This window comes from Variovorax sp. NFACC27 (assembly GCF_048301545.1).
Taxonomy (GTDB): domain Bacteria; phylum Pseudomonadota; class Gammaproteobacteria; order Burkholderiales; family Burkholderiaceae_C; genus Variovorax; species Variovorax gossypii.
In genome coordinates this window covers 178,356-203,122 of sequence record NZ_CP157613.1, presented here as the reverse complement: position 1 = coordinate 203,122, position 24,767 = coordinate 178,356, and the positions used below count along the sequence as shown (strand labels likewise).

The 24,767-nt window shown below is 69.0% G+C and carries 23 protein-coding genes and 1 pseudogene; 14 read left to right on the top strand and 10 right to left on the bottom strand.

Annotated features, from left to right (window positions below; translation table 11 throughout):
- Window positions 1-12: 12 nt before the first annotated feature.
- The 4 genes from ABL840_RS01020 to ABL840_RS01005 all read right to left on the bottom strand — a co-directional run bounded on the left by ABL840_RS01020 (window position 13) and on the right by ABL840_RS01005 (window position 5,866).
- Window positions 13-1,173: an ABC transporter substrate-binding protein gene (locus ABL840_RS01020; RefSeq protein WP_093195636.1), complete on the bottom strand. Its 1,161-nt coding sequence runs from the start codon at window positions 1,171-1,173 to the stop codon at window positions 13-15.
- A 94-nt stretch (window positions 1,174-1,267) separates the two neighbouring features.
- Window positions 1,268-2,578 carry a cytochrome-c peroxidase gene (locus ABL840_RS01015; protein WP_093300538.1) on the bottom strand — a complete coding sequence of 437 codons (1,311 nt, stop codon included), beginning with the start codon at window positions 2,576-2,578 and terminating at the stop codon, window positions 1,268-1,270.
- Between the two features lie 2 nt (window positions 2,579-2,580).
- Entirely contained in the window at window positions 2,581-4,149 is a 1,569-nt protein-coding gene (locus ABL840_RS01010; RefSeq protein ID WP_176947422.1) for a metallophosphoesterase, read from the bottom strand.
- Window positions 4,150-4,285: 136 nt separating this feature from the next.
- Window positions 4,286-5,866 carry a phospholipase D family protein gene (locus ABL840_RS01005; protein WP_093195639.1) on the bottom strand — a complete coding sequence of 527 codons (1,581 nt, stop codon included), beginning with the start codon at window positions 5,864-5,866 and terminating at the stop codon, window positions 4,286-4,288.
- Window positions 5,867-5,938: 72 nt separating this feature from the next.
- Here ABL840_RS01005 and ABL840_RS01000 point away from each other — a divergent pair, with 72 nt between their 5' ends.
- Entirely contained in the window at window positions 5,939-7,168 is a 1,230-nt protein-coding gene (locus tag ABL840_RS01000) for a nucleoside recognition domain-containing protein (RefSeq protein WP_093300536.1), read from the top strand.
- Here ABL840_RS01000 and ABL840_RS00995 read toward each other — a convergent pair.
- Window positions 7,150-9,153 (bottom strand): alkyl/aryl-sulfatase, encoded by a 2,004-nt coding sequence (locus ABL840_RS00995; RefSeq protein ID WP_093300535.1) that lies wholly within the window; start codon window positions 9,151-9,153, stop codon window positions 7,150-7,152. The genes ABL840_RS01000 and ABL840_RS00995 overlap by 19 nt on opposite strands.
- A gap of 73 nt (window positions 9,154-9,226) precedes the next feature.
- Here ABL840_RS00995 and ABL840_RS00990 point away from each other — a divergent pair, with 73 nt between their 5' ends.
- From ABL840_RS00990 to ABL840_RS00980, 3 genes are read left to right on the top strand one after another with little or no spacing between them, the layout of a single operon-like run.
- Entirely contained in the window at window positions 9,227-10,147 is a 921-nt protein-coding gene (locus ABL840_RS00990) for a LysR family transcriptional regulator (RefSeq protein ID WP_093300533.1), read from the top strand.
- A gap of 42 nt (window positions 10,148-10,189) precedes the next feature.
- Window positions 10,190-10,699, top strand: coding sequence for a flavin reductase family protein (locus tag ABL840_RS00985; protein ID WP_093195643.1), 510 nt, complete (start codon window positions 10,190-10,192; stop codon window positions 10,697-10,699).
- The gene (locus tag ABL840_RS00980; RefSeq protein ID WP_093300532.1) at window positions 10,696-11,211 is read left to right on the top strand and encodes a BON domain-containing protein; all 516 of its coding nucleotides are present in this window, start codon (window positions 10,696-10,698) and stop codon (window positions 11,209-11,211) included. The genes ABL840_RS00985 and ABL840_RS00980 overlap by 4 nt, the downstream gene beginning before the upstream one ends.
- Window positions 11,212-11,220: 9 nt before the next feature.
- On the opposite strand, the gene ABL840_RS00975 is transcribed toward ABL840_RS00980, so the two are convergent.
- The 4 genes from ABL840_RS00975 to ABL840_RS00960 are packed head-to-tail and all read right to left on the bottom strand — an operon-like array spanning window position 11,221 to window position 14,888.
- The gene (locus tag ABL840_RS00975) at window positions 11,221-12,024 is read right to left on the bottom strand and encodes an ABC transporter permease (RefSeq protein ID WP_093195645.1); all 804 of its coding nucleotides are present in this window, start codon (window positions 12,022-12,024) and stop codon (window positions 11,221-11,223) included.
- 10 nt (window positions 12,025-12,034) lie between these two features.
- A complete protein-coding gene (locus tag ABL840_RS00970) occupies window positions 12,035-12,808 on the bottom strand; it encodes an ABC transporter ATP-binding protein (protein ID WP_093300530.1) in 774 nt (257 codons plus the stop codon).
- Window positions 12,805-13,767 carry an ABC transporter substrate-binding protein gene (locus ABL840_RS00965; protein ID WP_093300529.1) on the bottom strand — a complete coding sequence of 321 codons (963 nt, stop codon included), beginning with the start codon at window positions 13,765-13,767 and terminating at the stop codon, window positions 12,805-12,807. Before ABL840_RS00965 ends, ABL840_RS00970 begins: the two co-directional genes overlap by 4 nt.
- Window positions 13,764-14,888, bottom strand: a complete 1,125-nt coding sequence (locus ABL840_RS00960) for an aryl-sulfate sulfotransferase (protein ID WP_093300527.1) — start codon at window positions 14,886-14,888, stop codon at window positions 13,764-13,766. Before ABL840_RS00960 ends, ABL840_RS00965 begins: the two co-directional genes overlap by 4 nt.
- Before the next feature lie 112 nt (window positions 14,889-15,000).
- On the opposite strand from ABL840_RS00960, the gene ABL840_RS00955 reads away from it, so the two are divergent.
- The 3 genes from ABL840_RS00955 to ABL840_RS00945 all read left to right on the top strand — a co-directional run bounded on the left by ABL840_RS00955 (window position 15,001) and on the right by ABL840_RS00945 (window position 17,892).
- Entirely contained in the window at window positions 15,001-15,954 is a 954-nt protein-coding gene (locus tag ABL840_RS00955) for a LysR family transcriptional regulator (protein WP_093195649.1), read from the top strand.
- 88 nt (window positions 15,955-16,042) lie between these two features.
- Window positions 16,043-16,951, top strand: coding sequence for a DMT family transporter (locus ABL840_RS00950; RefSeq protein WP_093300525.1), 909 nt, complete (start codon window positions 16,043-16,045; stop codon window positions 16,949-16,951).
- Window positions 16,948-17,892, top strand: a complete 945-nt coding sequence (locus ABL840_RS00945) for a glutaminase (protein WP_093300524.1) — start codon at window positions 16,948-16,950, stop codon at window positions 17,890-17,892. The genes ABL840_RS00950 and ABL840_RS00945 overlap by 4 nt, the downstream gene beginning before the upstream one ends.
- 10 nt (window positions 17,893-17,902) lie before the next feature.
- On the opposite strand, the gene ABL840_RS00940 is transcribed toward ABL840_RS00945, so the two are convergent.
- Window positions 17,903-18,901, bottom strand: a complete 999-nt coding sequence (locus ABL840_RS00940; protein ID WP_093300522.1) for an SDR family oxidoreductase — start codon at window positions 18,899-18,901, stop codon at window positions 17,903-17,905.
- Window positions 18,902-18,997: 96 nt separating this feature from the next.
- Here ABL840_RS00940 and ABL840_RS00935 point away from each other — a divergent pair, with 96 nt between their 5' ends.
- The 7 genes and pseudogenes from ABL840_RS00935 to ABL840_RS00905 all read left to right on the top strand — a co-directional run bounded on the left by ABL840_RS00935 (window position 18,998) and on the right by ABL840_RS00905 (window position 24,763).
- Window positions 18,998-19,936, top strand: a complete 939-nt coding sequence (locus ABL840_RS00935; RefSeq protein ID WP_093300521.1) for a LysR family transcriptional regulator — start codon at window positions 18,998-19,000, stop codon at window positions 19,934-19,936.
- The gene (locus ABL840_RS00930; RefSeq protein ID WP_093300519.1) at window positions 19,933-20,427 is read left to right on the top strand and encodes a hypothetical protein; all 495 of its coding nucleotides are present in this window, start codon (window positions 19,933-19,935) and stop codon (window positions 20,425-20,427) included. The genes ABL840_RS00935 and ABL840_RS00930 overlap by 4 nt, the downstream gene beginning before the upstream one ends.
- A gap of 379 nt (window positions 20,428-20,806) precedes the next feature.
- A complete protein-coding gene (gene urtA, locus ABL840_RS00925) occupies window positions 20,807-22,000 on the top strand; it encodes an urea ABC transporter substrate-binding protein (protein WP_093300517.1) in 1,194 nt (397 codons plus the stop codon).
- Between the two features lie 5 nt (window positions 22,001-22,005).
- Window positions 22,006-22,908, top strand: coding sequence for an urea ABC transporter permease subunit UrtB (urtB, locus tag ABL840_RS00920; protein ID WP_093300516.1), 903 nt, complete (start codon window positions 22,006-22,008; stop codon window positions 22,906-22,908).
- 2 nt (window positions 22,909-22,910) lie between these two features.
- Window positions 22,911-23,966 carry an urea ABC transporter permease subunit UrtC gene (gene urtC / locus ABL840_RS00915; RefSeq protein ID WP_093300514.1) on the top strand — a complete coding sequence of 352 codons (1,056 nt, stop codon included), beginning with the start codon at window positions 22,911-22,913 and terminating at the stop codon, window positions 23,964-23,966.
- Window positions 23,963-24,700 (top strand): annotated as a pseudogene (gene urtD / locus ABL840_RS00910) (urea ABC transporter ATP-binding protein UrtD); the annotation flags it as partial. The gene urtC and the pseudogene urtD, both read left to right, overlap by 4 nt.
- Before the next feature lie 18 nt (window positions 24,701-24,718).
- Window positions 24,719-24,763 carry a hypothetical protein gene (locus ABL840_RS00905; protein WP_418116387.1) on the top strand — a complete coding sequence of 15 codons (45 nt, stop codon included), beginning with the start codon at window positions 24,719-24,721 and terminating at the stop codon, window positions 24,761-24,763.
- Window positions 24,764-24,767 lie beyond the last annotated feature (4 nt).

The following is a 24,767-nucleotide window of genomic DNA, read 5'->3' as shown; positions in this document are numbered from 1 at the left end:
GGAGTACCTGGCCTAGCTGAGCATCTGCCCGCGGCTGCCGATGACGGCCACGTCCACGAACTGGCCGCCTTCGCGGTTGGTGCGCCCGTAGTTGATCTTCACGCCGCCCAGGTCGAAGTTCTCGATGCTCGCGAGGCCCGACATCACCGAGGCGCGCGTGAGCGAACTGCCGGCGCGGCGCATGCCTTCGGCCAGCACGGCGGCATTCAGGTAGCCCTCGAGGCTGGTGAGCGAGAACTCCTTGACGCCGTTGGCCGTCATGTCGGCCTGGTAGCGGCGCACGATCTCGAACTTGGTCGAGTACGGCGAGGGCACCACGATCACGAAGCCCAGGCCCTTGGCCAGGTCGCCCATGGCCGACAGCGCGCTGGCCGTGATCGACAGGCCGTAGGCCGAACTGCTGTTGCCCGCCTCGCGCAGCGCCTTCAAAAACACCGGCGCAGTGCCGGCCAGGCCGACCACCACCACCTGCGGCTTGGCCTTGGCGATGGCTTCGGCGGCGGGGCCCACTTCCATGCTGGTGGTGTTGGGCGTGGTCGCGATCACCGCCGGCTCCAGCTTGGCCTTGGCCAGCGCGTTCTTGAAGGCGGCCAGCACCGACTGCCCCAGCGGGTCGTTCGAATGCACGAGGCCGATGCGGCTCTGGCCGAGCACGGCGGCGGTGCTCACCAGCTTCTCGACTTCCTGGTCGTAGTTGGCGCGCACCCAGAAGGTGTTGGGCGAATTCTTCTTGCGAAGGGAGATGGTGCCGGTGATGGGGCCCACCACGGCCATGCCGGGCACCGCGTCCATCACCTCGGCCGTCTGGCGCGTGCCCAGCGGGTGCACCAGCGCGAGCACGGAGCTGTCCTTCTCGAAGGCCAGCGCGTTGGCCTTGGCCACTTCGGGCTTGAAGGTGTCGTCGGCCATCACGAGCTCGACCTTGGTGCCGTTGATGCCGCCCGCCTTGTTCAGCGCGTTGAAGAAGGCGCTCGAACCCTGGTAGAGCCCCTGACCGTTGGCCTTCTCGACGCTGCTGTTGTCGAAGGTGGTCCCGATGCGCAGCGGCCGGTTCTGCGCGAGCGCCGGAAACCCGAGGCCTGCGGCGGCGGTTGCGGCGGCCAGCCCGGTCAGTGCGCGACGACGGCTGGTGGAAAGCGGCGCAATCGACTCGCGCGGCACGGGAACGGTCATGTCGAAGTCTCCAGAAGAAAGGCGTCTGTGACAAAAGTTCACAATCTCGGAGGAAATGTAACGCACCTTCCCTCGCCGGCGATGACCCAGGCAGCTACTTCGTCGCCGGCTTCGGCATGGCCGCCACATAGCGCGCGTCGGTCAGGGTGCCGAGGAAGGCGCTGATCTCGTCGATCTCCTCGTCGGTCAGCGCCGGCGTTGTGCCGGGGCGACGGTTCATCGGCGTGGAATTGACGTTGATGTTGCCGCGATAGGCCGCCGGCACGTCGTCGAAGGTCGGCTTGCCGTGGTACCACTTCGCCGGGTCGGTAGAGCGCGTGGCGTAGAACGCGACCGCGTCGCGCAGCGTGGTGAACACGCCGTTGTGCATGAAGCTCTGGCGCACCGCCACGTTGCGCAGCCCCGGCGTGCGGAAGTAGCCGCACCACTGGTTGGGCTCCGGCCAGCGCAGCTGCGCGGCCGTGCGGCACAGGCCGTTGTCGAAGCGGCGCGGATCGCGGTTGGCGGGCAACGAGCGGTTGCGCGGCACGGCGATGGCGTCATAGCCGAAGTCGGTGAACAGCGATCGCTCGGGCCGGCTCGCGGTGTCGGACAGCGTGTGGCACGACATGCAGTTGCCCTTGTCCGGGTTCTTGAACAGCGCCAAACCGCGCATCTCCTGCGGGCTCAGCGGCGTGCGGTTGCGCAGGTAGTCGTCGAAGCGCGAGCTGAAGGGCGCCATCTCGTCGCTCTGCAGGAAGGCCTGCAGCGCCTGGCCGATGCCCTTCACCGCCTGCTCGGGGTCGCGCAGCACGCGAGGCCCGAAGGCCAGCGACATCGCGGGCGCGAGGTCGGTGCCGCGCAGCTTGCGCAGCAAGCTCTTCGGCGAGGCGTTGTTCATCTCGTCGCGATCGAACAGCGGGCCGCGCGCCTGTTCGGCCAGCGTGTCGGCACGGCCGTCGGCGAAGAGGCCGCCGAAGGGCGAGGCGAAAGGCGCGTCGTCGTCCTGGTAGAAGTGCCGGCGCGGCACGTAGCGCACGTACAGCAGCGACGGCGCGGTGCGCGCGCTGAAACGCCCCGGGCGGCTGCCCTGCGGCGTGCGGGGGCCGGCCAGCGAAGGCGCGTTCAGCGTCGATGTGAAGGCGCGCAGCGGATCGTGGCAGCTGGCGCATGAGGTGCCCTGCGGCTGCGACAGCCGCGTGTCGAAGAAGATGCGCTTGCCCAGCGCGGCCAGCGCCGGGTCGGACTTGAAGGTGGCGGCGGTGGGATCGATGCGTGCGGAGATCTTCGGCGTGGCGCCGATGCGATCGATCACCACGCTCGGCGGGCCGCCGGGGTTGATCTCCGCCGTGGTCGCGGCAATGGCAACGGCCGCCGTGCCCGTCCAGGCCAGGCATGCGGCCGCCATCGCCAGCGCGGCGCGCATCGTCACGGCGTGAGGAAGCCCGTCTTGTCGCAGGCCAGCGTCCGGCCGGTCTGCTCGCAGGTGGCGAGCAGCTTGCCGGCCACCGTGTAGGCCTTGAAGGTCCAGCCCACGCCGGGCGCCGCCTTGCGCTCCATCATCATGAAGCCGAAGCTGCTGTGGTGCGTGATGCGGTCGACCGTCACGTCGGGCGCGGGCGTGGTGCCGGGCGGCAGCGGATCGGGCAGCGCCACGTCGAGGTTGTCGCCGCCGTTGCCCGTCACCAGCGTGGCGGGGTGGTCGGTGGCGAAGTTCAGCGCCTGGAAGTCGTGCACGTGGCCGTGCAGCGCGATGTGCACGCCGCTCGGGTAGTAGGCCTTGGGGTTGAGATTGCCCATCACCGACTGCAGCGCGAGGTTGCCCGAGGCCGGGGTGGAGCCCGCGATCGGCGCGAAGGCCAGGATCGGGTGGTGGTTGGTGAACATGGTGGTCGTGATGCCGGCCTTGGCGGCCAGCGTCGCGACGGTCTGGAACTGCTTCTGGTAGGCGATGAACTGCGGGTCGTCCGTCTTCAGCGCCGCCTTGCCGGCCTTGGCCGAGTCGAACACGATGACCTGCGAGCCCGTGCCCAGCTGCACCGCGTACGGCTCGGAATAGTTGCCGGTGCTGTCGTTGGCCGGCTCGTTGCACGACCGCTTGTCGGAATACGGGCGCGGATCGAGGAAGCGCATCCAGCCCTGGCCGCCGCGCGCGCATTCCTCGTGGTTGCCGCGCACCAGGATCCACGGAGCCTTGGCCAGCAGCGGCGCCGCCGGCTTGAAGAAGTCGGCCTGCCAGGTGTCCCAGCCATAGCCCCAGGGGCTGCCCTTGCAGCCGGCAATGTCGTCGGGGCAGACGTTTTCGCGGTAGTGGTAGTCGCCGATGTGCAGCACCAGGTCGGGGTTGAAGCCCGCGCCGGTGGCGGCGAGCGGCGCGAACGGCCACACGCTGCTGTCGTTGCAGGGCTGGTAGGCGTTGTCGGCCTTCTTCAGGCGGCAGCCGGTGTCGGCCAGCACGAGGACGCGCTGCGGCTCGGCCTTGGGCAGCGGCAGCGCGCGGCTGCCGATGGCGGCCTGCTTCGCGTCGGCGGGCAGCGTGGTTTCGCAGGACGACACGGGAAAGGCGGAAGGCTTGGAGTCGGCCGGGTCGCTGGCCGTGGTGCGCAGCGCCATGGTGCCGGCGCCTGCGCGCAAGGTCATGCGCGTCGTCTTGCCGTCCACCGTGATCTGCGGGCATGCGGCGTTGGCGTCGGCCGTGGTGGCGGAGGCCGGCGCGGTGTAGCTGGTGATGGCGCGCGCGATGGCCGCGTTGTTGTCGCCGATCTCCACCCAGGTGGCCTGCAGGTTGGCATCGGCGGTGGCGGCGTCGGCTTGGGGGGCGGGTGCCGGAGCGGGGGCTGGAGCCGGCGTGCCGGCGACCGGGCCGAGAACGATCGACTGGCCGCTGCCGCCGCCGTTGCAACCCTGCAGCAGGGCGGAAGCGACGGCGAGTGCGGCGAGCCACCGCAGGTCGGGCATGGCTGGCGGTGCCGGCGGCACCGGGGGCGTGAGGCGCATCTGGAATCCCTCTGGTTGTTGTGTCGTGGGACGCCGCAATCTAGAGGGGCCGTGTGCAAGCCGTATTACACGGCCGCCGGCGCGCCGCGAGCGCGCGCAGTGGAGGTGGTGACGGAGGCGGAGGCGGAAGCGCCGGCTACAGCAGCTCTTCGCCCACGATGGGCAGCAGCAGCCAGTTCTTGAAGCGCAGCCAGAGGAACTCGCCGGGCTCGTCCTCGTGGACGATGTCGCCGCCCGCGTCGTCGTACTCCAGCCATTGCACGCGCCGGCCGTTGGGCCCGAGCCGCAGCCTGTAGCCGAGGTTCACGCGCTCGCCCGACATGAGCTTGTTGTAGTCCTGCACGAGCTCGGGGCTGTCGATGACCAGGCCGATCTCGGTGTTGACCGCGGCCGAGCGGTGGTCGAGGTTCATCGAGCCGACGAAGAAGCGCTCGTTGTCGACGATCGCGAGCTTGGCGTGCAGCCGGCTGATCGACTTTCCGAAGTCGCCGAAGCGCCCCGATCGCCCGCTGAGCGTGGGCGCGATCTCGAAGATGGTGACGCCGATCTTCAGCATGTCGGCGCGGTAGCGCTCGTAGCCCGCGTAGGCCAGCGGTTCGTCGGTCGCGCCCAGCGAGTTGGTCACGACCGTGATGCGCCCGCCCTTGGCGATGCAGGCACGCATCTCCTCCATGCCCTTCGGACCCGGAATGAAGTACGGCGAGGCAATGACCACCTCGCGCCGCGTGGCGTTGATCACGCTGAGCGCGCCCTCGGTCACGCTGCCGATGTAGGCCTCGTCGGCCTTGCGCGTGATCTTGTCCGGGTCGTCGATGAACAGCGTCGACGGCGCCCAGTAGCGGTCGATCTTGCCGGTGATGAGCTGCTCGCCCACCGGCGACTTGTTGAGCACGTCGCGCGGACGGATGGGCACGTCGGGCACGGCCGAGCGCGCGATCTCGTCGAAGCGGCGCTGCGCCGCCTCGCGCGTCAGTCCGTGCAGCGGCGCGATGCGCTCGATGGGCCATGCGTGCGAACTGTTCCAGTAGCGGTCGAAGCCCTCGGACATCTGCCGCACGACGGGGCCGCTGGAAATCACGTCCATGTCGATGAAGTTCGCGGCCGTGCTGCGCATGAAGTATTCGTTGCCGATGTTTCGCCCGCCCGAGACCGCGAAGCTGTTGTCGGCGATCAGCAGCTTGTTGTGCATGCGGTGGTTGATGCGGCCGAAGTCGGTCAGCGACAGCAGCAGCCGCGTGCCGAGCGAACTGGCGCGCGAGGGCAGCGGGTTGAAGAGCCGCACCTCCACGTTCGGGAAGGCGGCCAGCGTGCCGAAGAGCTCGTCCTCGCCGCCGGTGTAGAGGTCGTCCACCAGCAGCCGCACCCGCACGCCCCGCGCCGCGGCCTCGCGCAGTTCGCGCAGGAAGAGCAGGCCGATGTCGTCGCGCTGCACCAGGTAGTACTGCACGTCGAGCGACTTCTCGGCATGCCGCGCGAGCGAGATGCGCGCGTCGAACGCGAATGCCGCCTCCGGCAGCAGCCGGAAGCCCGAAAGCGCGGTGGAGCCCTCGGGCGCGCCCTTGGCCGCGAGCTGCCCGAGCTCGGTCTGCGCCACGTCGGTAATCGCCGTGACGGGCGTGTGCGGCACGGGCGGCGGCAGGCTGACACAACCGGCAAGCCATGCAGCCGCCACGACCCACAGGAAGGCGGCTAGGCGACGGGCGATGGAGGCGCGCATGGGCCGAACTGTAGCTCGCGGCGGGCCCGGATGGCGGCTCTATCATCGAAGCGAAACAAAAGGAAAAGAAGCGTGCTCAACGGCTTGTGGCTGGGTTTCTTCGGGGTGGCGGCGCTGGCGGCGCTGGGGCGGTGGCTCGTCGGGGGCGACCCCACCGTGTTCGCCGCGCTGGTGGAGGCGCTGTTCGCCATGGCGCGGCTGGCGGTCGAGGTGATGGTGCTGCTGTTCGGCACGCTCACGCTCTGGCTGGGCTTCCTGCGCATCGCCGAGGCTGCGGGGCTGGTGGGCTGGCTCGCGCGGCTGCTGGGGCCGCTCTTCAGGCGGCTCATGCCGGGCGTGCCGGCGGGGCATCCGGCGCTGGGGCTCATCACCATGAACTTCGCGGCCAACGCGCTGGGGCTGGACAACGCCGCCACGCCCATCGGCCTGAAGGCGATGCGCGAGCTGCAGCGGCTGAACCCCGATCCGGTGACGGCCACCAACGCGCAGATCCTCTTTCTAGTACTCAATGCCTCGTCGCTGACGCTGCTGCCGGTCACGATCTTCATGTACCGCGCGCAGCAGGGCGCAAGCGACCCGACGCTGGTGTTCCTGCCGATCCTGCTGGCCACCAGCGCCTCCACGCTGGTGGGGCTGCTGTCAGTGGCGGTGGCACAGCGCTTGCGGCTGTGGGACCCGGTGGTGCTGGCCTACCTGGTGCCGGGCGCGCTGCTGCTGGGCGGCTTCATGGCGCTGCTGGGCACGCTGTCGGCGGCGGCCATCGCCTCGCTGTCGTCGCTGCTGGGCAATCTCACGCTGTTCGGCGTGATCATCGTGTTCCTGCTGGCGGGCGCCGTCCGCCGCATCAAGGTGTACGAATGCTTCATCGAAGGCGCGAAGGAAGGCTTCGACATCGCGAAGAACCTGCTGCCGTACCTCGTCGCGATGCTGTGCGCCATCGGCGTGCTGCGCGCCTCGGGCGCGCTCGACTTCGCGCTCGACGGCCTGCGCTGGCTGGTGGGCGCGGCCGGCTTCGACACCCGCTTCGTCGACGCCATGCCCACCGCGCTGGTCAAGCCCTTCTCGGGCAGCGCGGCGCGCGCAATGCTGATCGAGACCATGAAGAGCCAGGGCGTCGACAGCTTCCCCGCGCTGGTGGCGGCCACCATCCAGGGCAGCACCGAGACCACCTTCTACGTGCTGGCCGTGTACTTCGGCGCGGTGGGCATCCAGCGCACGCGGCACGCGGTGTCGTGCGCGCTGCTGGCCGAGGTGGCGGGCGTGGTGGCCGCCATCGCGGTGTGCTACTGGTTCTTCGGCTGAGCCTTCGGTTCGACGATCGGGAACATCGGCTCGAAGGTGTCGAGCATCGACATCAGCTCGGCCAGCTTCGCGCGGTCGCCGTCGATCTTCACTTTGCCGGTGAGCACCGCCGCCGGGAAGCTCGTCTCCTTCAGCGTGACCGCATCGAGCACGGCCCGGCTCAGCGTCACCGTGGCGTCGGCCCCAGGCTGCTGGCCGGCAATGTGCGTGAGCGCCGAGTTCTCCAGCGTCAGCACGAACTGCTGATTGGAATCGGTGAAGTTCCAGTTGATGACCATCTTCCTGCCCTCGGCCTTGGCGGCGTCGAGCCGCACGCCGAGGAAGTCGAAGAACAGGTCGTTGCTCACGGCCTTCAGCGTGTCGGCGTTGGAGCTGTTGCCGCCCGGGATCTTCGGCACGCCGTTGCGCAGCTCCATCGCGCCCACGAGGTAGGCGCTGCGCCAGGTGCCGGCCTCCGACTGGTAGCCCATCTGCTCGAGCGCATCGGCACCCAGCTCGCGGGCCGCGCGGTTGGCCGGGTCTGCGTACACGAGCTGGCTCATCGCGCTGGCCACCCAGCGGAATTCGCCCTTCCTGAAGTCTTCCCGCGCGCGCGCCAGTACCGCGTCGGCGCCGCCCATGTACTCGACCGTCTTCTTCGCATAGGCCACCGGCGGCAGCGGGTTCAGGTTGGCGGGGTTGGCGTCGTACCAGCCCAGGTACTTCTGGTAGACGGCCTTGGCGTTATGCCGCAGCGTGCCGTAGTAGCCGCGCGCGGACCATTCCTGCTCCAGGCTCGCGGGCATGCGCAGCGTCTCGGCGATGTCGGCCGATGTGTAGCCCTGGTTGAGCAGGCGCAGCGACTGGTCGTTGATGAACTTGTACATGTCGCGCTGCTTCTTCAGCAGGTCGACGATGCGCTCCTGCCCGAAGGTCGGCCAGTGGTGCTGGGCGATCAGCACCTCGGCCTTGCCGCCGAAGGCCACGCGCGCCTCGTCGATGTACTTCGACCACAGATTACCGTCGCGCACCTCGGCACCGCGGATGGTGTAGAGGTTGTGCATGTTGTGCGTCACGTCCTCCGCCATGTTGAGCACGCGGAACTGCGGCAGGTACATGAGCATTTCCGATGGCGCCTCGGAGCCCGGCACCAGCCTGAAGACGAACTGCACGCCGTCGATGCTGCGCTCTTCCGTCGGCTTGTCGATGGTGGACGTGGGCGCGATCAGCGACATGGTGCCGCGCGCCAGCGCCTTGCCCAGCCCCGTGTCGACCTGCCCGCGCGGGCCGGGCGGCAGCAGCGTGCCGAACTGGTACTGCGAGCGCCGGCTCATCGCGTTGCCCGCGAGGATGTTCTCGGCCACCGCCGTTTCCATGAAACCCGAGGGCGCGAGCACCTGCACCTTGCCGGCCTTCACGTCGGCCTCGTCGACCACGCCCTTCACGCCGCCGAAGTGGTCGGCATGGCCGTGGGTGTAGATCACCGTGCCCACCGGCTTGCGCGGGCGGTGCTGGTAGTAGAGCTCCAGCGCGGCGCGCGCGGTCTCGGCGGCCAGCAGCGGATCGATCACGATCAGCGAGCCGTCGCCTTCCACGATGGTCATGTTGGCGATGTCGAAGCCGCGCACCTGGTAGACGCGGTCGGTCACCTTGAACAGGCCGTGGATCGCGTTGAGCTGCGCCTGGCGCCACAGGCTCGGGTTGACGGTGTCGGCCGGCGCGTCGGCCTTGAGGAAGTCGTAGGGCTTCATGCTCCAGACCGGGCGCGCGCCGGAGCCCGGCACCCGCGCGTCGGGCACGGTGCCGACGAAGCCGTGCATCGCGTCCTCGAAGTCCTGCCGGTTGGCGAAAGGCAGCGTCTTCGCCATGTCGGCGTTGGCCTGCAGCGTGGAAGGCTCCGGCGCCTTGGGCGCGACCTGGGCGAATACCGGCGAGGCTCCCAGCGCACAGGCCAGCGCAACGAGCACGACGGAAAAGGGGCGGGATGAAGGGGATGGGGCTTGCATCCGGCGATTCTGCGAAGCACCAGAATCATTGGCAAATGCAAAATATGTGCTTCCTTTTGAAGCAAAACGCAAAATGCAGCTTCGCCAGCTCCAGCATCTCGTCGCCCTGGCCGACCAGGGCAGCTTCGGCCGCGCGGCCCAGGCAGTGCATCTTTCGCAGCCTGCGCTTTCCCGCAGCATCGAGAACCTGGAAGAGAACCTGCAGGCCCGCCTGGTCGACCGCGCCTACGGCAGCGTGCGCTTCACCCAGGCCGGCGAACTGGTGCTGGCGCGCGCCCGCGAGCTGTTGGCCGACGCGCAGCAGATCGCGCGCGACGTGCTGCAGCTCGAAGGCCTCGCCATCGGCAGTCTTGCTGTGGGCTTCGGCCCCTTCGCCGCCGGCACGCTGGGCCGCGCGGCGCTGTCGCTCATGACGCAGCGCCACCCGCAGCTGCAGATGCGCATGGAGGTGGCCGACACCGCCACGCTGTGCGAGCGGCTGCACCGCCGCGAGCTCGACCTGTTCGTCGCCGACACGCGTGACCTGACGAAGCAGCAGCCCGGCCTGAAGCTCGTGCGGCTGCCCAACCTGCCGGTGTCGTTCTTCGTGCGAGCCAAGCACCCGCTGCTGAAGCCCAGGCAGCAGCCGGCGACGCTCGAGAAGCTCATGGCCTACCCCGTCGCCGGCCCGCGCCTGCCGGCGGAGGTGGCGATGCAGTTCGAGCGGGTGGCCCCGCGCGGCGACCGCGGCGTGTTCAACGTGACCTGCGACGACGCCGGCACGCTGCGGCACCTGGCGCTGACGGCCGACGCGGTGATCCTCGCGCCGGTCGCGCCCGTCCCGGGCCACGACACGGACACGCTCGTTCCCCTGCCGGTGGCGGGCCTGGAGCGCATGCAGACGCACTACAGCCTCGTCACGCTGGCGGGGCGAACGCCCTCCCCGGCCGCTGCCGTCTATACCCGGCTGGTAGCAGAGTTGATGGACCCGGCCGGGCAGGCCGGCGGGCGCTGAGCCAAAATGGCCCTCCGCCTCCAAGCCATTGCTTCCTTTCTTGTGACCACTCCCCGCCGGGCCCAGCCGCCCTCCTTTTCGTCCGACGAGTTTCGCGAAGCCCTCGGCATGTTCGCCACCGGCGTCACCGTCGTGACCGCGCGCGCGGCTGACGGCACGCTGGTCGGCCTCACGGCCAACTCGTTCAACTCGGTGTCGCTGACGCCGCCGCTGGTGCTGTGGAGCCTCTCTCGCGCCGCCGGCTCGATGCCCGCGCTCAGCGCCGGCTCGCACTACACGGTGAACATCCTGGCGGCCAACCAGAAGGCGCTGGCCGAACGCTTCGCCACCAAGAACATCGACCGCTGGGCCGACGTGGCCTTCACCGAGGGCCTGGGCGGCGCACCGGTGCTCGTGGGCGCGGCGGCCAGCTTCGAGTGCTTCAACCGCAGCCGCTACGACGAAGGCGACCACGTGATCTTCGTCGGCGAGGTGGAGCGCTGCTCCCACAACGCGGGCGCTTCGCCGCTGCTCTTCCACGGCGGGCGCTTCTACACAGAGCACCCCTTGTGACCCTCCGCCCTGCGCTCCTGCTCGTCCTGCTGCTCGCCGCGCAGACCGGCACAGCGCAGGAGACCGCGGCGCCACTCAAGCAGAACTGGTTCGACGACCCGTTCTTCCAGCTCTCGTCGGGCCTGCCGGCCTGCGCCGTGCCCGAAGGCCCGTTCTACACGACCGAGGAACGCCGCCTGCAGACCCACTCGCGGCTGGAGCGCGGCACCACCTGCTGGCTGGCCGGCAAGTGCGCCGACAGCAACGCCTACCGCTACGACAAGCCGCTCGCACCCAAGGTGCGCGCCGCGCTGCTGGCCGTGCCGGGCGTGAAGAAGGGCAGCGTCTGGGTCATCATCCAGCGCCGCTGGGTGTACCTGCAGGGCTGCGTGCCCGACGCGGCGCTCGCGAAGAAGCTGGAGCGCGCCGCGCGCGCGGTGGCCGACGTGGAAACCGTGGTGCCCGACCTGATGACAGGCACGCGCGGCAAGCCGCCCTACCCCGTGGCCGCCGCGGCGAAACAGGCGAAATAGGCGGCCCGGCTAGCTCCCCAGCGCCGATTCGTGCCAGTGCCGCAGCAGCAGCCGGCCGATCGCACTCACCGCCAGGAAGAAGAGAAAGCCCAGCAGCGTCGCCGCGATCACCTCGGCGAACAGCAGCGCGGTATACATGCGCCCCTGCGCGAAGACGATCTGCACGCCCAGCCCGCCTTCGGCATTGCCCGAGCCGATGATGAATTCGCCCACGATGGCGCCGATCACCGACAGCCCCGCCGAGATGCGCAGCCCCGCGAAGATGTGCGGCAGCGCGCCCGGCAGCCGCAGCTTCCAGAACGACACCAGCCCGCTCGCGCGGTGCAGCGCGAACAGCTCCGCGAGATTGCGCGAGGTGGAGCGCAGGCCCAGCATCGTGTTGTTGATGATCGGAAAGAGCGACATGATGAAGCTCACGATCACCACCGACAGCTCGTTGTAGCCGAACCAGAGCACGATGAGCGGGGCGATCGCCACCACCGGCACGGTCTGCAGCAGCACCGCGTACGGATACAGGCTGCGCTCCAGCAGCCGCGACTGCGCCAGCACCGCGGCGCCGGCGATGCCGACGACGATGGCCAGCGCGTAGCCCAGCAGCGCCTCCTTCAGCGTGGAGAGCGTGGCGCCCGCGAGCGTTGCGGCGTTCTCGGCGGTGGCCGCCGCCACTTCCTGCGGCGAGGGCAGCAGGTAGCCCTTGCCCTGGTAGACGGTGGCGCTCAGCAGCCACCAGAGGCCGATGGCGAGCAGCGCGACCGCCACCACGGGTGCGGCGTTGCGCGCGAGGGCCAATGCAGGGGAAGAAGATCGGGTCATCTCCACTCCCTCAAGCCACGGCCTGCGCGTGATGCTGAGCGCGCAGCACCGACGTCACCTGCCCCGTGAGTGCGGCGAAGTCCGCGCTGGCGCGCAGCTCCGGCGCGCGCGGGAATGCGAAGGGCACGTCGATCACGTCCAGGATGCGCCCCGGCCGCGGCGACATCACCACCACGCGGTTCGAGAGGTACACCGCCTCGTGCACGTTGTGCGTCACCAGCACGCCGGTGAAGCCGGCCTGCCGCCACAGCGACGAGAGCTCTTCCTGCAGCACGTCGCGCGTGAGTTCGTCCACCGCCGCCAGCGGCTCGTCGAGCAGCAGCAGCCCGGGTCGCAGGGCCAGCGCGCGCGCCAGCGACAGCCGCATGCGCATGCCGCCCGAGAGCTGGTGCGGATACGACTTCTCGAAACCCGCGAGCCCCACCAGCTTCAGCGCCTCCGCCGCGCGCGGGCGGTAGCTGTCGGGCGAGTGGCCTTCGAGCTCCATCAGCAGCTGCGCGTTGCGCTCCACGTTGCGCCAGGGCAGCAGCGCGGCCTCCTGGAACACGAAGGCGGTCTCGATGCCGTCCGGCCGCGTGCAGCGCCCGGTGCTCGGCGCGACCAGCCCCGCCATGATGCGCAGCAGCGTCGACTTGCCGCAGCCCGAGGGGCCGACGATGGAGACGAACTCGCCGGGGCGCAGCGCGAAGTCGACCTTGTCCAGCGCCAGCAGCCCGCCATCCTTGCGCGTGTCGAAGCGCTTCGACACACCCTCCAGCCCGACGGCCGCGCCCTTGTCGCTCATGGGTTGCAGCCCGGCACCAGCGTGCGGTCGTAGCCCTGCTTCGCGTCGAAGCCCGCCGGCAGGAAGCCGACGCTGCGCAGCTGGCCCGCCAGCTCGTTCCAGCGCGCATCCGTCATGCAGCCGATGCGGCCGAGGTCATGCGAGATCAGCGTCTCGATCATTTCCTTGTTGGCCGCGTCGTAGATCTCGGGCGTCATCTGCTTGTTCATGCCGGTGATCAGCGGCTTGAGCCCCTGCGGGTTGCGCACGTAGCCGGCCCAGCCCTTCTGCACCGCCGCGATGGTGGCCTTCACCAGCGCGGGGTTCTTGCGGATCATGTCGTCGGTGGTGAAAAGCACGTTGTAGGGCTTGTAGCCCAGCGAGGCCAGCGTGATCTGCTGCACCTGCACGCCGGCCGCGGCCATGCGCGCGGGCAGGAAGAGCGAGTAGCCCTGCTGCACCATCTTCGGGTCGTTGCGGAACAGGCTCAGGTCGCCGCTCACCGGGATCTCGCGCGTGCCCGCGAGCTTGTACTGCTTCTTCGTCCACTCCCAGTAGGCGTTGCCGATGTTCACCGCGAAGGTGCGGCCCTGCAGGTCGGCGATGGACTTCACGGCCGGATCGGCGTGGTAGACCAGCGTGTAGGGCACGTAGTCGAGGTGCGCGAACACCGCGCGCACCGGCGCGCCGCGCAGGCGGGCCAGCAGCACGTCGTCGGCGTTGCCGATGCCGAACTCGGCCTGGCCCGAAGCCACCTGCGGAATGGTCTGGATCTTCGGGCCGCCCTGCAGCACGCTGATCTCGATGCCGGCCTCCTTGCCGAGCCTGTCCTGCTGGGCCTGCCAGTAGCCGGCCTGGTCGGGCTGGGCGAACCAGTTGCTGAGGATGCGCACGGGCTTGGGCGCATCGGCGGCCTGCGCCGCGAAGGGCAGCGCCATGACCAGCGGAAGGGCCAGTCGGCGAAGAGCGGAAGAAATCATGATGCGGAAACCTTGAGCCAGGGAAGTTGCGCCGCGCTGTAGCGGAAGGTCTGGAACACGCTGTTCTGGCGGCCGGGCACGTACTTGCGCGCGGCCTCGTCGGGGTACTCGGCGAACCAGGGAATCACGTACTCCCAGACCACCTCGCCGGCCGGCGTGACCTCGAACAGGCGCCCCGTGGCCGACTCGGTGACGTGCGTGTTGCCGTTGGGCAGGCGCTGCGCGCTGCCCATGTAGGCGGTGTAGAAGGCGTTGACCAGCTCGTCCGCGTACTGCCACACGACCTCGTTGGAGGCCGGATCGATTTCGAGAACGCGCGAGAACGCCACATGCTTGCCGGTGCGGAAGTTGCCGTTGTCGAAAGCAAGAACGTTGCCGTTGTCCAGCGCGACCGGCGCGTGCTGGTGCGACAGCACCGAGGGCGGAATGTGCAGCTTCACGCCGCCCGTGGCGCGGTCGATGCCGACGATGCCCGAGGTGGTGCGCAGGCTCATGAGCACCAGCCCGTCGGCCGTCACGTCGAGCCCGTTCACCAGCGGCCAGTGGGTGCGGCCGAAGCCGGGGTGGATGGGGAAGTCTTCCGGCGCCAGGTGCTCCCAGGCCTTCCATTCCCACACGAGCCGGCCGTCGCGGTCGACCTCGCGGATCACGTCGCCGTGCATGGTCTCGTCGGGGCCGTGGGCCGTGCCGCCGGGCACGCGTTCGGCGAAACCGGCAGGCACCGTCGCGCAGCCGGCGTACAGCAGGTGGCCGTTGGCCAGCCAGCGGGCGTCGTGGTGGTGCGTCGGGTCCTGGAAGCGCCAGACGATCTCGCCTTCCGGCGTGGCCTCGTAGAAGTCGCCGCCGTGCCACAGCGACCAGGCCGGGTAGATCTCGGGCGAATCGGCGTGGTTGCCGTTGTAGCCGAGGTTGCCGTTCGGCAGGATCACGGCCGCGCGGCCCGGGCGCACCGGCATCTTCCACTGGTGCGCCACGCGGCCCTCGATGTCGACCAGGTAGACGTTGCCGTCGTCGGTCTGCGGCGCGATCAGGGTGTAGCCGCCGGCGCTCAGCGCCGGGTCGTGGGCGATCAGGCCGGTGCCGCGGCGGCGCTGGGTGATCTGGTCGACGGTGGTGGTCACGGGAACGAACCTCGGGAGATTGAAGAAGGTGCGAATCTAGGCCGCATCGTCCGTCAGGAAAATCTGTTTGTTTCGTACGGCGCGTATAGAAAATCCATACACTCCCACCACCATGCGCGCCATCTCCCAGACCTTCCGCTGTTTCGACGAAGTGGCCCGCCGCGGTTCGGTGCGCAAGGCGGCCGAGGCGCTGCACCTCACGGCCGCGGCCGTCCACCAGCAGGTGCTCAACCTCGAGGAGCAGGTGGGCACGCCCCTCTTCGACCGGCTGCCGCGCGGCATGCAGCTGACCACCGCGGGCGAGATCATGGTGGCCGCCGTGCGGCGCGGGCAGCGCGACTTCGACAACGCGCTGGCCCAGGTGGAAGACCTGCGCTCGCTGCGGCGCGGACACATCAACCTGGCGGTGCCGCACTCGTCGGCCGAGCAGCTGGTGCCCGAGGTCATCGAGACGGCGATGAAGAACTACCCCGGCGTGACCTACGGCGTGCGCTCGGGCAGCGGCGAGAACATCCTGAAATGGGTGGCCAACGGCGAATCGGACATCGGCTTCTGCCTGCGCCGCAAGCCGCCGCCGGGCGTGGAGGAGATCCGCAGCTTTCCGCAGCACCTGGGGCTGGTCACGCCGCCGGGCCATCCGCTGGCGGCGCTGGGCAAGCTGCCGCGGCTGCGCGACTGCCTGGAGCACCCGCTGATCCTCATGACGCCCGACACCGAGCTGCGCGCCATGGTCGACCAGATCGACCACCGCGAGCACCGCAAGGTGCGCCCGCTGGTGGAAACCAGCTCGGTCGCGATGGTGCGGCGCCTCGTGGCCGGCGGCACCGGCATCGGCTTCCTCATTCCCGAGAACGTGGCCGAGGACGTGGAGCGCGGCACGCTGGTGTGGACCGGCCTGGCCGACGCGGGCGCGCGCTCGTTCAGCTGCCTCTACCAGCGCTCGGGCCAGACGACCACGGTGGCCATGGGCATGTTCCTGCAGTTCCTGGAGGCCGCGCTGCAGGCCATCGGCCAGCGCTTCGAGCGACAGGCGCCGCTGCCCGCGCTGGACGCCTTTGCCCAGTGAACCCACGAGGATTGCGCTGGCGCGATACGATCATCGGATGAATCGAGCGGCCATCCGCCGCCGCCACCCGTTCGATCGACCGCCCCGAATGATCCAGCGCAAGACCCACCTCGACAGCCTCGCCATAGGCCTGCTCATCGCCTGCTGCGCCTTCTGGGGCCTGCAGCAGATCCTCATCAAGACCACCGTGGCCGAGGTGCCGCCGATGTGGCAGGCCTCGATCCGCATGATCGGCGCGACCGTGCTGCTGTGGCTGTGGTGCGTGTGGCGGCGCGTGCCGCTCTTCGAGCGCGACGGCACGCTGTGGCCCGGGTTGCTGGCCGGCCTGCTGTTCTCGGGCGAATTCGCCGGCATCTACCTCGGGCTGCAGCACACCAGCGCCTCGCGGCTCACGGTGTTCCTCTACACCGCGCCCTTCTGGGTGTCGCTGCTGCTGCCGCGCTGGGTGCCGGCCGAGCGGCTGCGCGGCTTCCAGTGGCTGGGGCTCTTCATTGCTTTCTCTGGCGTGGTGCTGGCCTTCAGCGAGGGCTTCGCCCACATGAGCTCGTCGCAGCTCATCGGCGACGGCATGGCGCTGGCGGCCGGCATGCTCTGGGGCCTGACCACGCTCACGCTGCGCACCACGCGCCTGGCCACGGCCAGCGCCGAGAAGACGCTGTTCTACCAAGTGGCGGTGACTGCGGCGATGTGCCCGGTGCTGTCGCTGGGGCTCGGCGAGCACTGGGGCTTCTCGTACTCCGCCTGGGCCTGGACCTCCATCGGCCTGCAGACGGTGGTCGGCGCCTTCGCCAGCTACCTCGCGTGGATGTGGCTGCTGCGGCACTACCCGGCCACGCAGATGTCGTCCTTCACCTTCCTCACGCCGCTGTTCGCGCTGGTGTTCGGCGTGGCGCTGCTGAAGGAGCCGCTCACGGCGCAGCTGATCGTGGCGCTCATCGGCGTGGCGCTGGGCATCGTGCTGGTGAACCGGCGGCCTGCGGTACAACGCACCGCATGAGCAGCAAGACCAGCAAATTCCAGCCCGTCCTCGACGAGATCGTCGCCACCCTGCGCCCGCAGCTGGGCCAGGGCGGCAAGGTGGCCAGCTACATCCCGGCGCTCGCGCGCGTCGATGCGCGGCAGTTCGGCATCGCGCTGCGCACCTGCGAGGGCGAGGAAGCCGGCGCGGGCGACTTCGAGACGCCCTTTTCCATCCAGAGCGTGTCGAAGCTCTTCACGCTCACGCTCGCCATGCAGCGCATGGGTGACGCGCTGTGGGAGCGCATCGGCCGCGAGCCCTCGGGCAACCCGTTCAACTCGCTGGTGCAGCTGGAGAACGAGCAGGGCAAACCGCGCAACCCGTTCATCAATGCAGGCGCCATCGCGGTGGCCGACCGGCTCGTGAGCCAGGCGAAGGCCAGCGGCGGCAGCGCCAAGGCCGACATCCTCGCGCTCATGTCGAGCCTGTGCGGCGAGCCCATCGCCTTCGACGACGAGGTGGCCCGTTCGGAGGCCGACACGGGCTTTCGCAACATCGCGCTGGCCAACTTCATGAAGAGCTTCGGCAAGATCGACAACGACGTCGAGACCGTGCTCGACACCTACTTCAACCAGTGCGCGCTGCGCATGAGCTGCCGCCAGCTGGCGCGCGCCGCGGCCTTCCTGTGCCGCGACGGCGCGCATCCGATCGACGGAGAGCCCGAGGTCACCGGCGAGCGGCAGACGCGCCGCATCAACGCGCTGATGCTCACCTGCGGCACCTACGACGCGGCGGGCGACGTGGCCTTCTCGATCGGCCTGCCCTGCAAGAGCGGCGTGGGTGGCGGCATCGTCGCCGTGGTGCCCGACAGACTCACGCTGTGCGTGTGGTCGCCGGCGCTCGACGCCACCGGCAATTCGCTGCTGGGCATGAAGGCGCTGGAACTCTTCGTGACGCGCACCGGGCTCTCGGTGTTCTGAGCGCCGCCGGTCAGGCCGGAGCGGCCACCGGCGCCGTGGCCAGGCAGCCCATGCCTTCGAGCGAGGCTTCCACCGCCTCCTCGAGCGGCGTGTGCGGTTCGCGGCCCAGGAAGGCCACCAGCTTCGCGTTGTCCATGCCCACGGGGGTGCGCCACAGGTAGCGCATCTCGCGCATTTCGCGGAAGGTGACGACGAAGGGCGAGGCCAGCGTCAGCAGCCACCACGGAAAGGCCGACACGCCGACCCTCGTGCCGATACGGCGCGCCACCACCTTGCGGATGGCGTCGCTCATGCGCGTGCCGTCGGCGTCCCAGTGGCCAGCCATGTGGAACCGCGCGAAGGCATCGAGCCGGTCGCGCCTCGCCAGCAGCTCGACCATGGTGCGCGCCACGTCGGGCAGGTACGACCACTGGTGGCCGACGCCGGCGCTGCCGGGGTAGCTCACGGACCTGACGGGCTGCCCCGCCTTCACCAGCCCCTGCGAGAACCAGTTGTTGCCCGCCTTCGGGCCGAAGAAGTCGCCGGCGCGCACGATCAGCACCCGCGCGCCCTGGCGGCTGGCTTCCTCCAGGCGCCGTTCCATCTCGACGCGGATCGCGCCCTTGCGGGTGAGCGGGCGCTGCGGCGAGTCCTCGGCCAGCAGCGGGAAGGCGTCAGGGCCGAAGTTGTAGACCGTGCCGGGCAGCACGACGGTCGCGCCCTCGGCCTTCGCGGCGGCGATGGTGTTGTCGAGCATCGGCAGCACCAGTTCCGACCAGTTGCGGTAGCCCGGCGGATTGACCGCATGCACGATGACCGAGCAGCCCTTCGCCGCCCGCCGCACGGCCTGCGCATCCATCGCGTCGCCGGCCAGCCAGGTGATGCCCTCGCGCTTGCCTTCCTGCGCATCGCGCTTCAGTGCACGCACCTCCCAGCCCGCATCGCGCAGCTGGCGGGCCACCTCGCCGCCGATGCCGCCTGTTGCGCCGAGAACCAGGACCGTGTCGCCGCGTGTCGTGTCGTGTGCCATGAAATGCTCCAGAAGTTGTTGCCGATGGAAGAATTCTGGAACCGCGTCGGCTCCATTGGAATTGCCGAACATGAGCTATTGGCCATACATTTATGTATGACTTCGAACATCGGCTGGGAGCTCTACCGCACTTTCCTGAGCGTGCTGCGCGAAGGCTCGCTCTCGGGCGCGGCACGCGCCCTCGGCATCACCCAGCCCACGGTCGGGCGCCACGTGGCGGCGCTCGAGGAAGCGCTGGGCACCGTGCTCTTCACGCGCTCGCAGACGGGGCTGCTGCCCACCGAGGTTGCGCTGGCGCTGCGCACGCATGCGGAGGCCATGGAAAGCACCGCCGCCTCGCTGGAGCGCGCCGCCAGCAGCCAGGGCGAAGGCGTGCGCGGCGTGGTGCGCGTGTCGGCCAGCGAGGTCGTCTGCGCGGAAGTGCTGCCGGCCATCGTGGCGGGGCTTCGCGAGACGCACCCGGCGCTGAAGGTCGAGCTGGTGTCGACCAACCGCGTGCAGGACCTGCTGCGGCGCGAGGCCGACATCGCCGTGCGCATGGTGCGCCCCAGGCAGGAGCAGCTGGTGGCGCGCCGCATCGGCAACATCGAGCTGGGCTTTCATGCGCATCGCGACTACTTGGCGCGCCACGGCACGCCGCGCAAGCTGGAAGAGCTGGCCGCGCACTCGCTGATCGGCTACGACCAGCCCACGGCCTTCGTGCGCAACGCGGGCAAGGCGCTCAAGGGCTTCACGCACGACGCCTTCTCGCTGCGCACCGACAGCGACCTCACGCAGCTGGCGCTGATCCGCGCCGGTGCCGGCATCGGCATCTGCCAGGTGGCGCTGGCCAGCCGCAACCCCGGGCTGGTCCGGCTGATACCGCGCGGTTTCTCTCTGAAGCTCGACACCTGGATCACGATGCACGAGGACCTGCGCGGCAGCCCGCGCTGCCGCGCCACCTTCGATGCGCTGGCCGAGGGTCTCGCGCGCCACATCGGTGGCCCTGCGGCGGAGGCGAAAATGCCCCGCGCCAGAACGACAGCAACCGAATGACAGAACCGACCACAGACTCCGACATCCTCCCCCTGCAGGAAGACCGCCTCTGGCGCGACGACCGCTGGACCGCCCGCGTCATCAAGAACGAGGAAGACGACGGCTGGGCCGTCGAGATGACTCGCCACGGCGACCCCGAGCCGGCCCTCGTCGGCCCCTGGACCATGGGCCGCGACAAGAAGAACCCGAAGCCGCTCGACGCTCCCGCCTTCTCCACGCTGGTGAAGACCGCCGCCGAAGTCATCCGCCGCCACGAGCAGCAGCTGCACGCCACGCTCAACAGGAGCGTGACCGTCACGGCGCGCGACGACCGGCGCGTGCGCGTGGCGCTTTCCATCGTGCCCGACGAGGACAACCCCACGGCCACGCTCACGGCCTACGACGACGCGGACGACAGCGAACTCGCCAGCGTGAGCGTATCGCCCGCGTTCAGGCTCACCGCCAGCAGTGCGAGCGCGTGGATCGAGTCGGACTACGCGCGCCCGCGCTGAGCGCGAATAACACATGCGCCGCGTTTTCGCCAATTAGCGAAACAGCGTATGTTCATGCCGGGGTGAGTTGAGAAGAATCCGCCCCAACGAGCAATCGTTACCAGTCATACGACACCCGCTGCCAGTGCTGCCAGCGAGGCGTCGGGCAATAAAGCCCGAATCGGTTTAACCACCGGTTCGGGCTTTTTTGTTTTCTCGGCCGCAAGAGTGCTTTTTCGAAACGGATGCGCCGCATCCGGTGGCGGAGTCTTGCCCGGAGAAAAGCGCACTGGCAACGCAGCGTTCGTTTGCAGGGCCGCGCCGCGGGAGGAGACACCCAACGCGCGGTTCCGAAGGTCGGATCTTCCTGATGACTCGCACAAATACGAAGGAATTTGACATGACGAACGTTTTCAACCGCCGCCAGATCGTGAAGACCGGCGGCTCGATGATCGTGCTGGGCGCCGCGGGCGGCGTGGCCGGCATCGCCTCGGCGCAGGACAGCGGCCCCGTGAAGCTGGGGCTGCTGCATTCGCTCTCGGGCACTATCGCCATCGCCGAGGCCTCGCTGGTCGATGCCGAGAAGCTGGCGATCGAGGAGATCAACGCGGCCGGCGGCGTGATGGGCCGAAAGATCGAGGCCGTGGTGGAAGACGGCGCGAGCGAGAACCCGGTGTTCGCCGAGAAGGCCCGCAAGCTGCTGGAGCGCGACAAGGTGGCCGCCATCATCGGCTGCTACACCTCGGCCTCGCGCAAGGCGCTGCTGCCGGTGCTCAACCAGGCCAAGGGGCTGCTGTTCTACCCGACCTACTACGAAGGCCAGGAGCAGGACAAGCGCGTTTTCTACCCCTCGCAGGAAGCCACGCAGTCGGTGATCGCGGCGGTCGAGTGGATGGCGCGCGAGAAGGGCAAGAGCTTCTTCCTCGTGGGCTCCGACTACATCTACCCGCGCACCTGCAACAAGATCGCCAAGCCGGCCATCGCCAAGGCCGGTGGCAAGGTGCTCGGCGAGGAATACGCGCCGCTGGGCCACACCGAGTTCTCGTCGATCATCAACAAGATCAAGGCCGCCAAGCCCGACTGCATCTACAGCACCGTGGTGGGCGGCTCCAACGTGGCCTTCTACAAGCAGCTGCGCGCGGCGGGCCTCGATGGCGCCAAGCAGGTGCTGCTGTCCACCGTGGTGTCGGAAAACGAGATCGACGGCATCGGCAAGGACAACGCCGCGGGCTACTACGCCTGCATGGGCTACTTCCAGAGCATCAAGTCGCCGGCCAACGAGAAGTTCGTGAAGGCCTTCAAGGCCAAGTACGGGCAGGACCGCGTGATCGGCGACCCGATGGAGGTGGCCTACAACAGCGTGTACCTCTGGAAGCTGGCGGTGGAGAAGGCCAAGTCCTTCGACGTCGACAAGGTCACCGCTGCCGCGGCGGGCGTGGAGATCGAGGCGCCCGAGGGCACGGTGCGCATCCACGCCACCAACCACCACGTCTGGAAGAAGGTGCGCGTGGGCCGCGCACGGCCCGACGGGCAGTTCGACATCGTGTGGGAATCGCCCCAGCTCGTCGAGCCCAATCCCTTCCCGAAGGTCTGAACGCGATGAACTTCGACATCGCGGTGATGCAGGTGTTCAACGGCGTGAGCCTGTTCACCATCCTGCTGCTGATGGCGATCGGGCTGGCCATCGTGTTCGGCCTGATGGGCGTCATCAACATGGCGCACGGCGAGCTGATGGCCCTGGGCGCCTACATGACCTACCTGGCCGCGCGCTTCTTCGAGCACTTCGCGCCGGGCTTCATGGACCTGTACCTGTTCGCCGCGATTCCGTTCGCGTTCGCCGTGACCTTCGCGTTCGGCTATGTGCTGGAGCGAGGCTTCATCCGCTTCTTCTACGACCGGCCGCTCGACACCCTGCTCGCCACCTGGGGCCTGAGCCTGATGCTGCAGCAGGCCTACCGCTCGATCTTCGGCGCGCAGGAGGTGAGCGTGCCGCTGGCCTCGTGGCTCGCGGGAGCGTGGGAGCCGACGGCGGGCATCCAGCTGCCGCTGAACCGCATCTTCATCGTGGGGCTCACCGCGCTGGTCGCGACCGGCGTCTACCTGCTGCTGTACCGCACCTCGTGGGGACTCAAGGTGCGCGCGGTGACGCAGAACCGCGCCATCGCCGGCGCGGTGGGCATCGACACGCACCGCGTCGACGCGATGACCTTCGCGCTGGGCTCCGGCCTCGCGGGCATCGCGGGCGCGGTGTTCACGATGATCGGCTCGACCAACCCCGGAACCGGCCAGCTCTACATCGTCGACTCCTTCATCGTGGTGGTGTTCGGCGGCGTGCAGAGCCTGGTGGGGACGGCCCTCTCGGGCTTCTCCATCGCGCAGTCGCAGACCTGGCTCGAGTACCTGATGAGCGGCTCCATGGCCAAGGCGACGATCCTGCTGCTGGTGATCGTGGTGCTGTATTTCCGGCCCAACGGGCTGTTCGCGGTCCGTTCGAGGAGCTGAGCATGCTGTCGAAGCTCTCTTCACAACGCAGGCGCGACATCGGCTCGATGGCCGCCGTGCTCCTGCTGCTGGCCGTGGTGCTGCCGCTCGCGCTCGACGCCTTCCGCCTGAACCTCGTGGGCAAGTACCTGGCCTTCGCCTTCGTCGCGATCGGCGTGGTGCTGACCTGGGGCTACGGCGGCGTGCTGAGCCTGGGCCAGGGCATGTTCTTCGGCCTTGGCGGCTACATGATGGCCATGTTCCTCAAGCTCGAAGCCTCCGCGCCCGAGCTGCCCGACTTCATGGTGTGGAGCAGCGTGGAGCAGCTGCCCACGTGGTGGCAGCCCTTCCATTCGCTGGGCTGGACCGTGGTCGGCATCCTCGTGGTTCCGGCGGTGCTGGCGTACGTGTTCTCGTACGCGATCTTCAAGCGGCGCGTGAGCGGCGTGTATTTCGCGATCGTCACGCTGTCGCTGGCGCTCACGCTCACGGTGGTGGTGATCGGCCAGCAGGGCGATACCGGCGGCGCCAACGGCATCACCGACTTCCGCACGCTGCTGGGCCTGGACATCGCGAGCGACGACGCGAAGCGCACGATCTACTTCGTCGAGGTGCTGGCCGTCGGGCTGGTGATGACGCTGTCGCTGCTCGTCGTGCGCAGCCGCTTCGGCAAGATCCTCATCGCCATCCGCGACCGCGAAGACCGCGTGCGCTTCAGCGGCTACAACACGGCGCACATGAAGGCCTTCGTGTTCGCGGTGGCCGCCGTGCTGTCGTCCATCGGCGGAGCCTTCTACAGCCTGCAGGTCGGGCTGATCGCGCCGGGCGTGATCGGCGTGGTGGCATCGGTGGAGATGGTGATCTACGCGGCGGTCGGCGGACGGCTGTCGATTCCGGGCGCGGTGATCGGCGCACTGCTGATCGGCTTTCTCAAGTCGTATCTGTCGGAGACCTTTCCCGAAGGCTGGCTGTACTTCCTGGGCGCCGTGTTCATCCTCGTGGTCTGGGCCATGCCCAACGGCCTTGCGGGCCTGGGCGAGAAGCTGCTGCGCCGGCGCGGCGCGGAGGCCGCGCCATGAACGCGACGATGACGATGCCCGGCGGCGGCCTGCCGCAGGCCGCTTCGGCGGCGCCGCCTTCCAGCGAGCAGATCCTGCGTGTGGAAGACCTCACCGTGTCCTTCGACGGCTTCAAGGCGGTGGACGGCTTGAGCCTTGCGGTCGAGCGCAACGAGCTGCGCGTGATCATCGGCCCGAACGGCGCGGGCAAGACCACGCTGCTCGACATGGTGTGCGGCAAGACCAAGCCGAGTTCGGGCCGCGTGCTCTTCAACGGCGCCGACCTCGCCCGCATGAACGAGCACGAGATCGTGCGCGCCGGCGTGGGCCGCAAGTTCCAGACGCCCTCGGTCTATGAAGACCTCACGGTGCTGGAGAACTTCGAGATCTCGCTGCCGCGCATGCACGGCCTGCTGCAGTCGCTGACCTTCCGCCGCACGGCGGCGCTGCGCGAGCGCATCGACGCGATGGCGGCCGACGTGTTCCTGCTCGACCAGCTCGACCGCCGCGCGGGCCAGCTCAGCCACGGCCAGAAGCAATGGCTGGAGATCGGGATGCTGCTGATGCAGGAGCCCGAGCTGCTGCTACTCGACGAGCCCGTGGCCGGCATGAGCCCGCGCGAGCGCGAGCAAACCGGCGACCTGCTGCGGCGCATCGCCTCGGGCAAGTCGCTGGTGGTGATCGAGCACGACATGGATTTCGTCAAGCGCATCGCGCACCGCGTGACCGTTCTGCACCAGGGCCGTCTCTTGAGCGAAGGCACCGCCGCCGAGGTGCAGGCCGACCCGCGCGTGATCGACGTCTACCTCGGCCACTGAACAC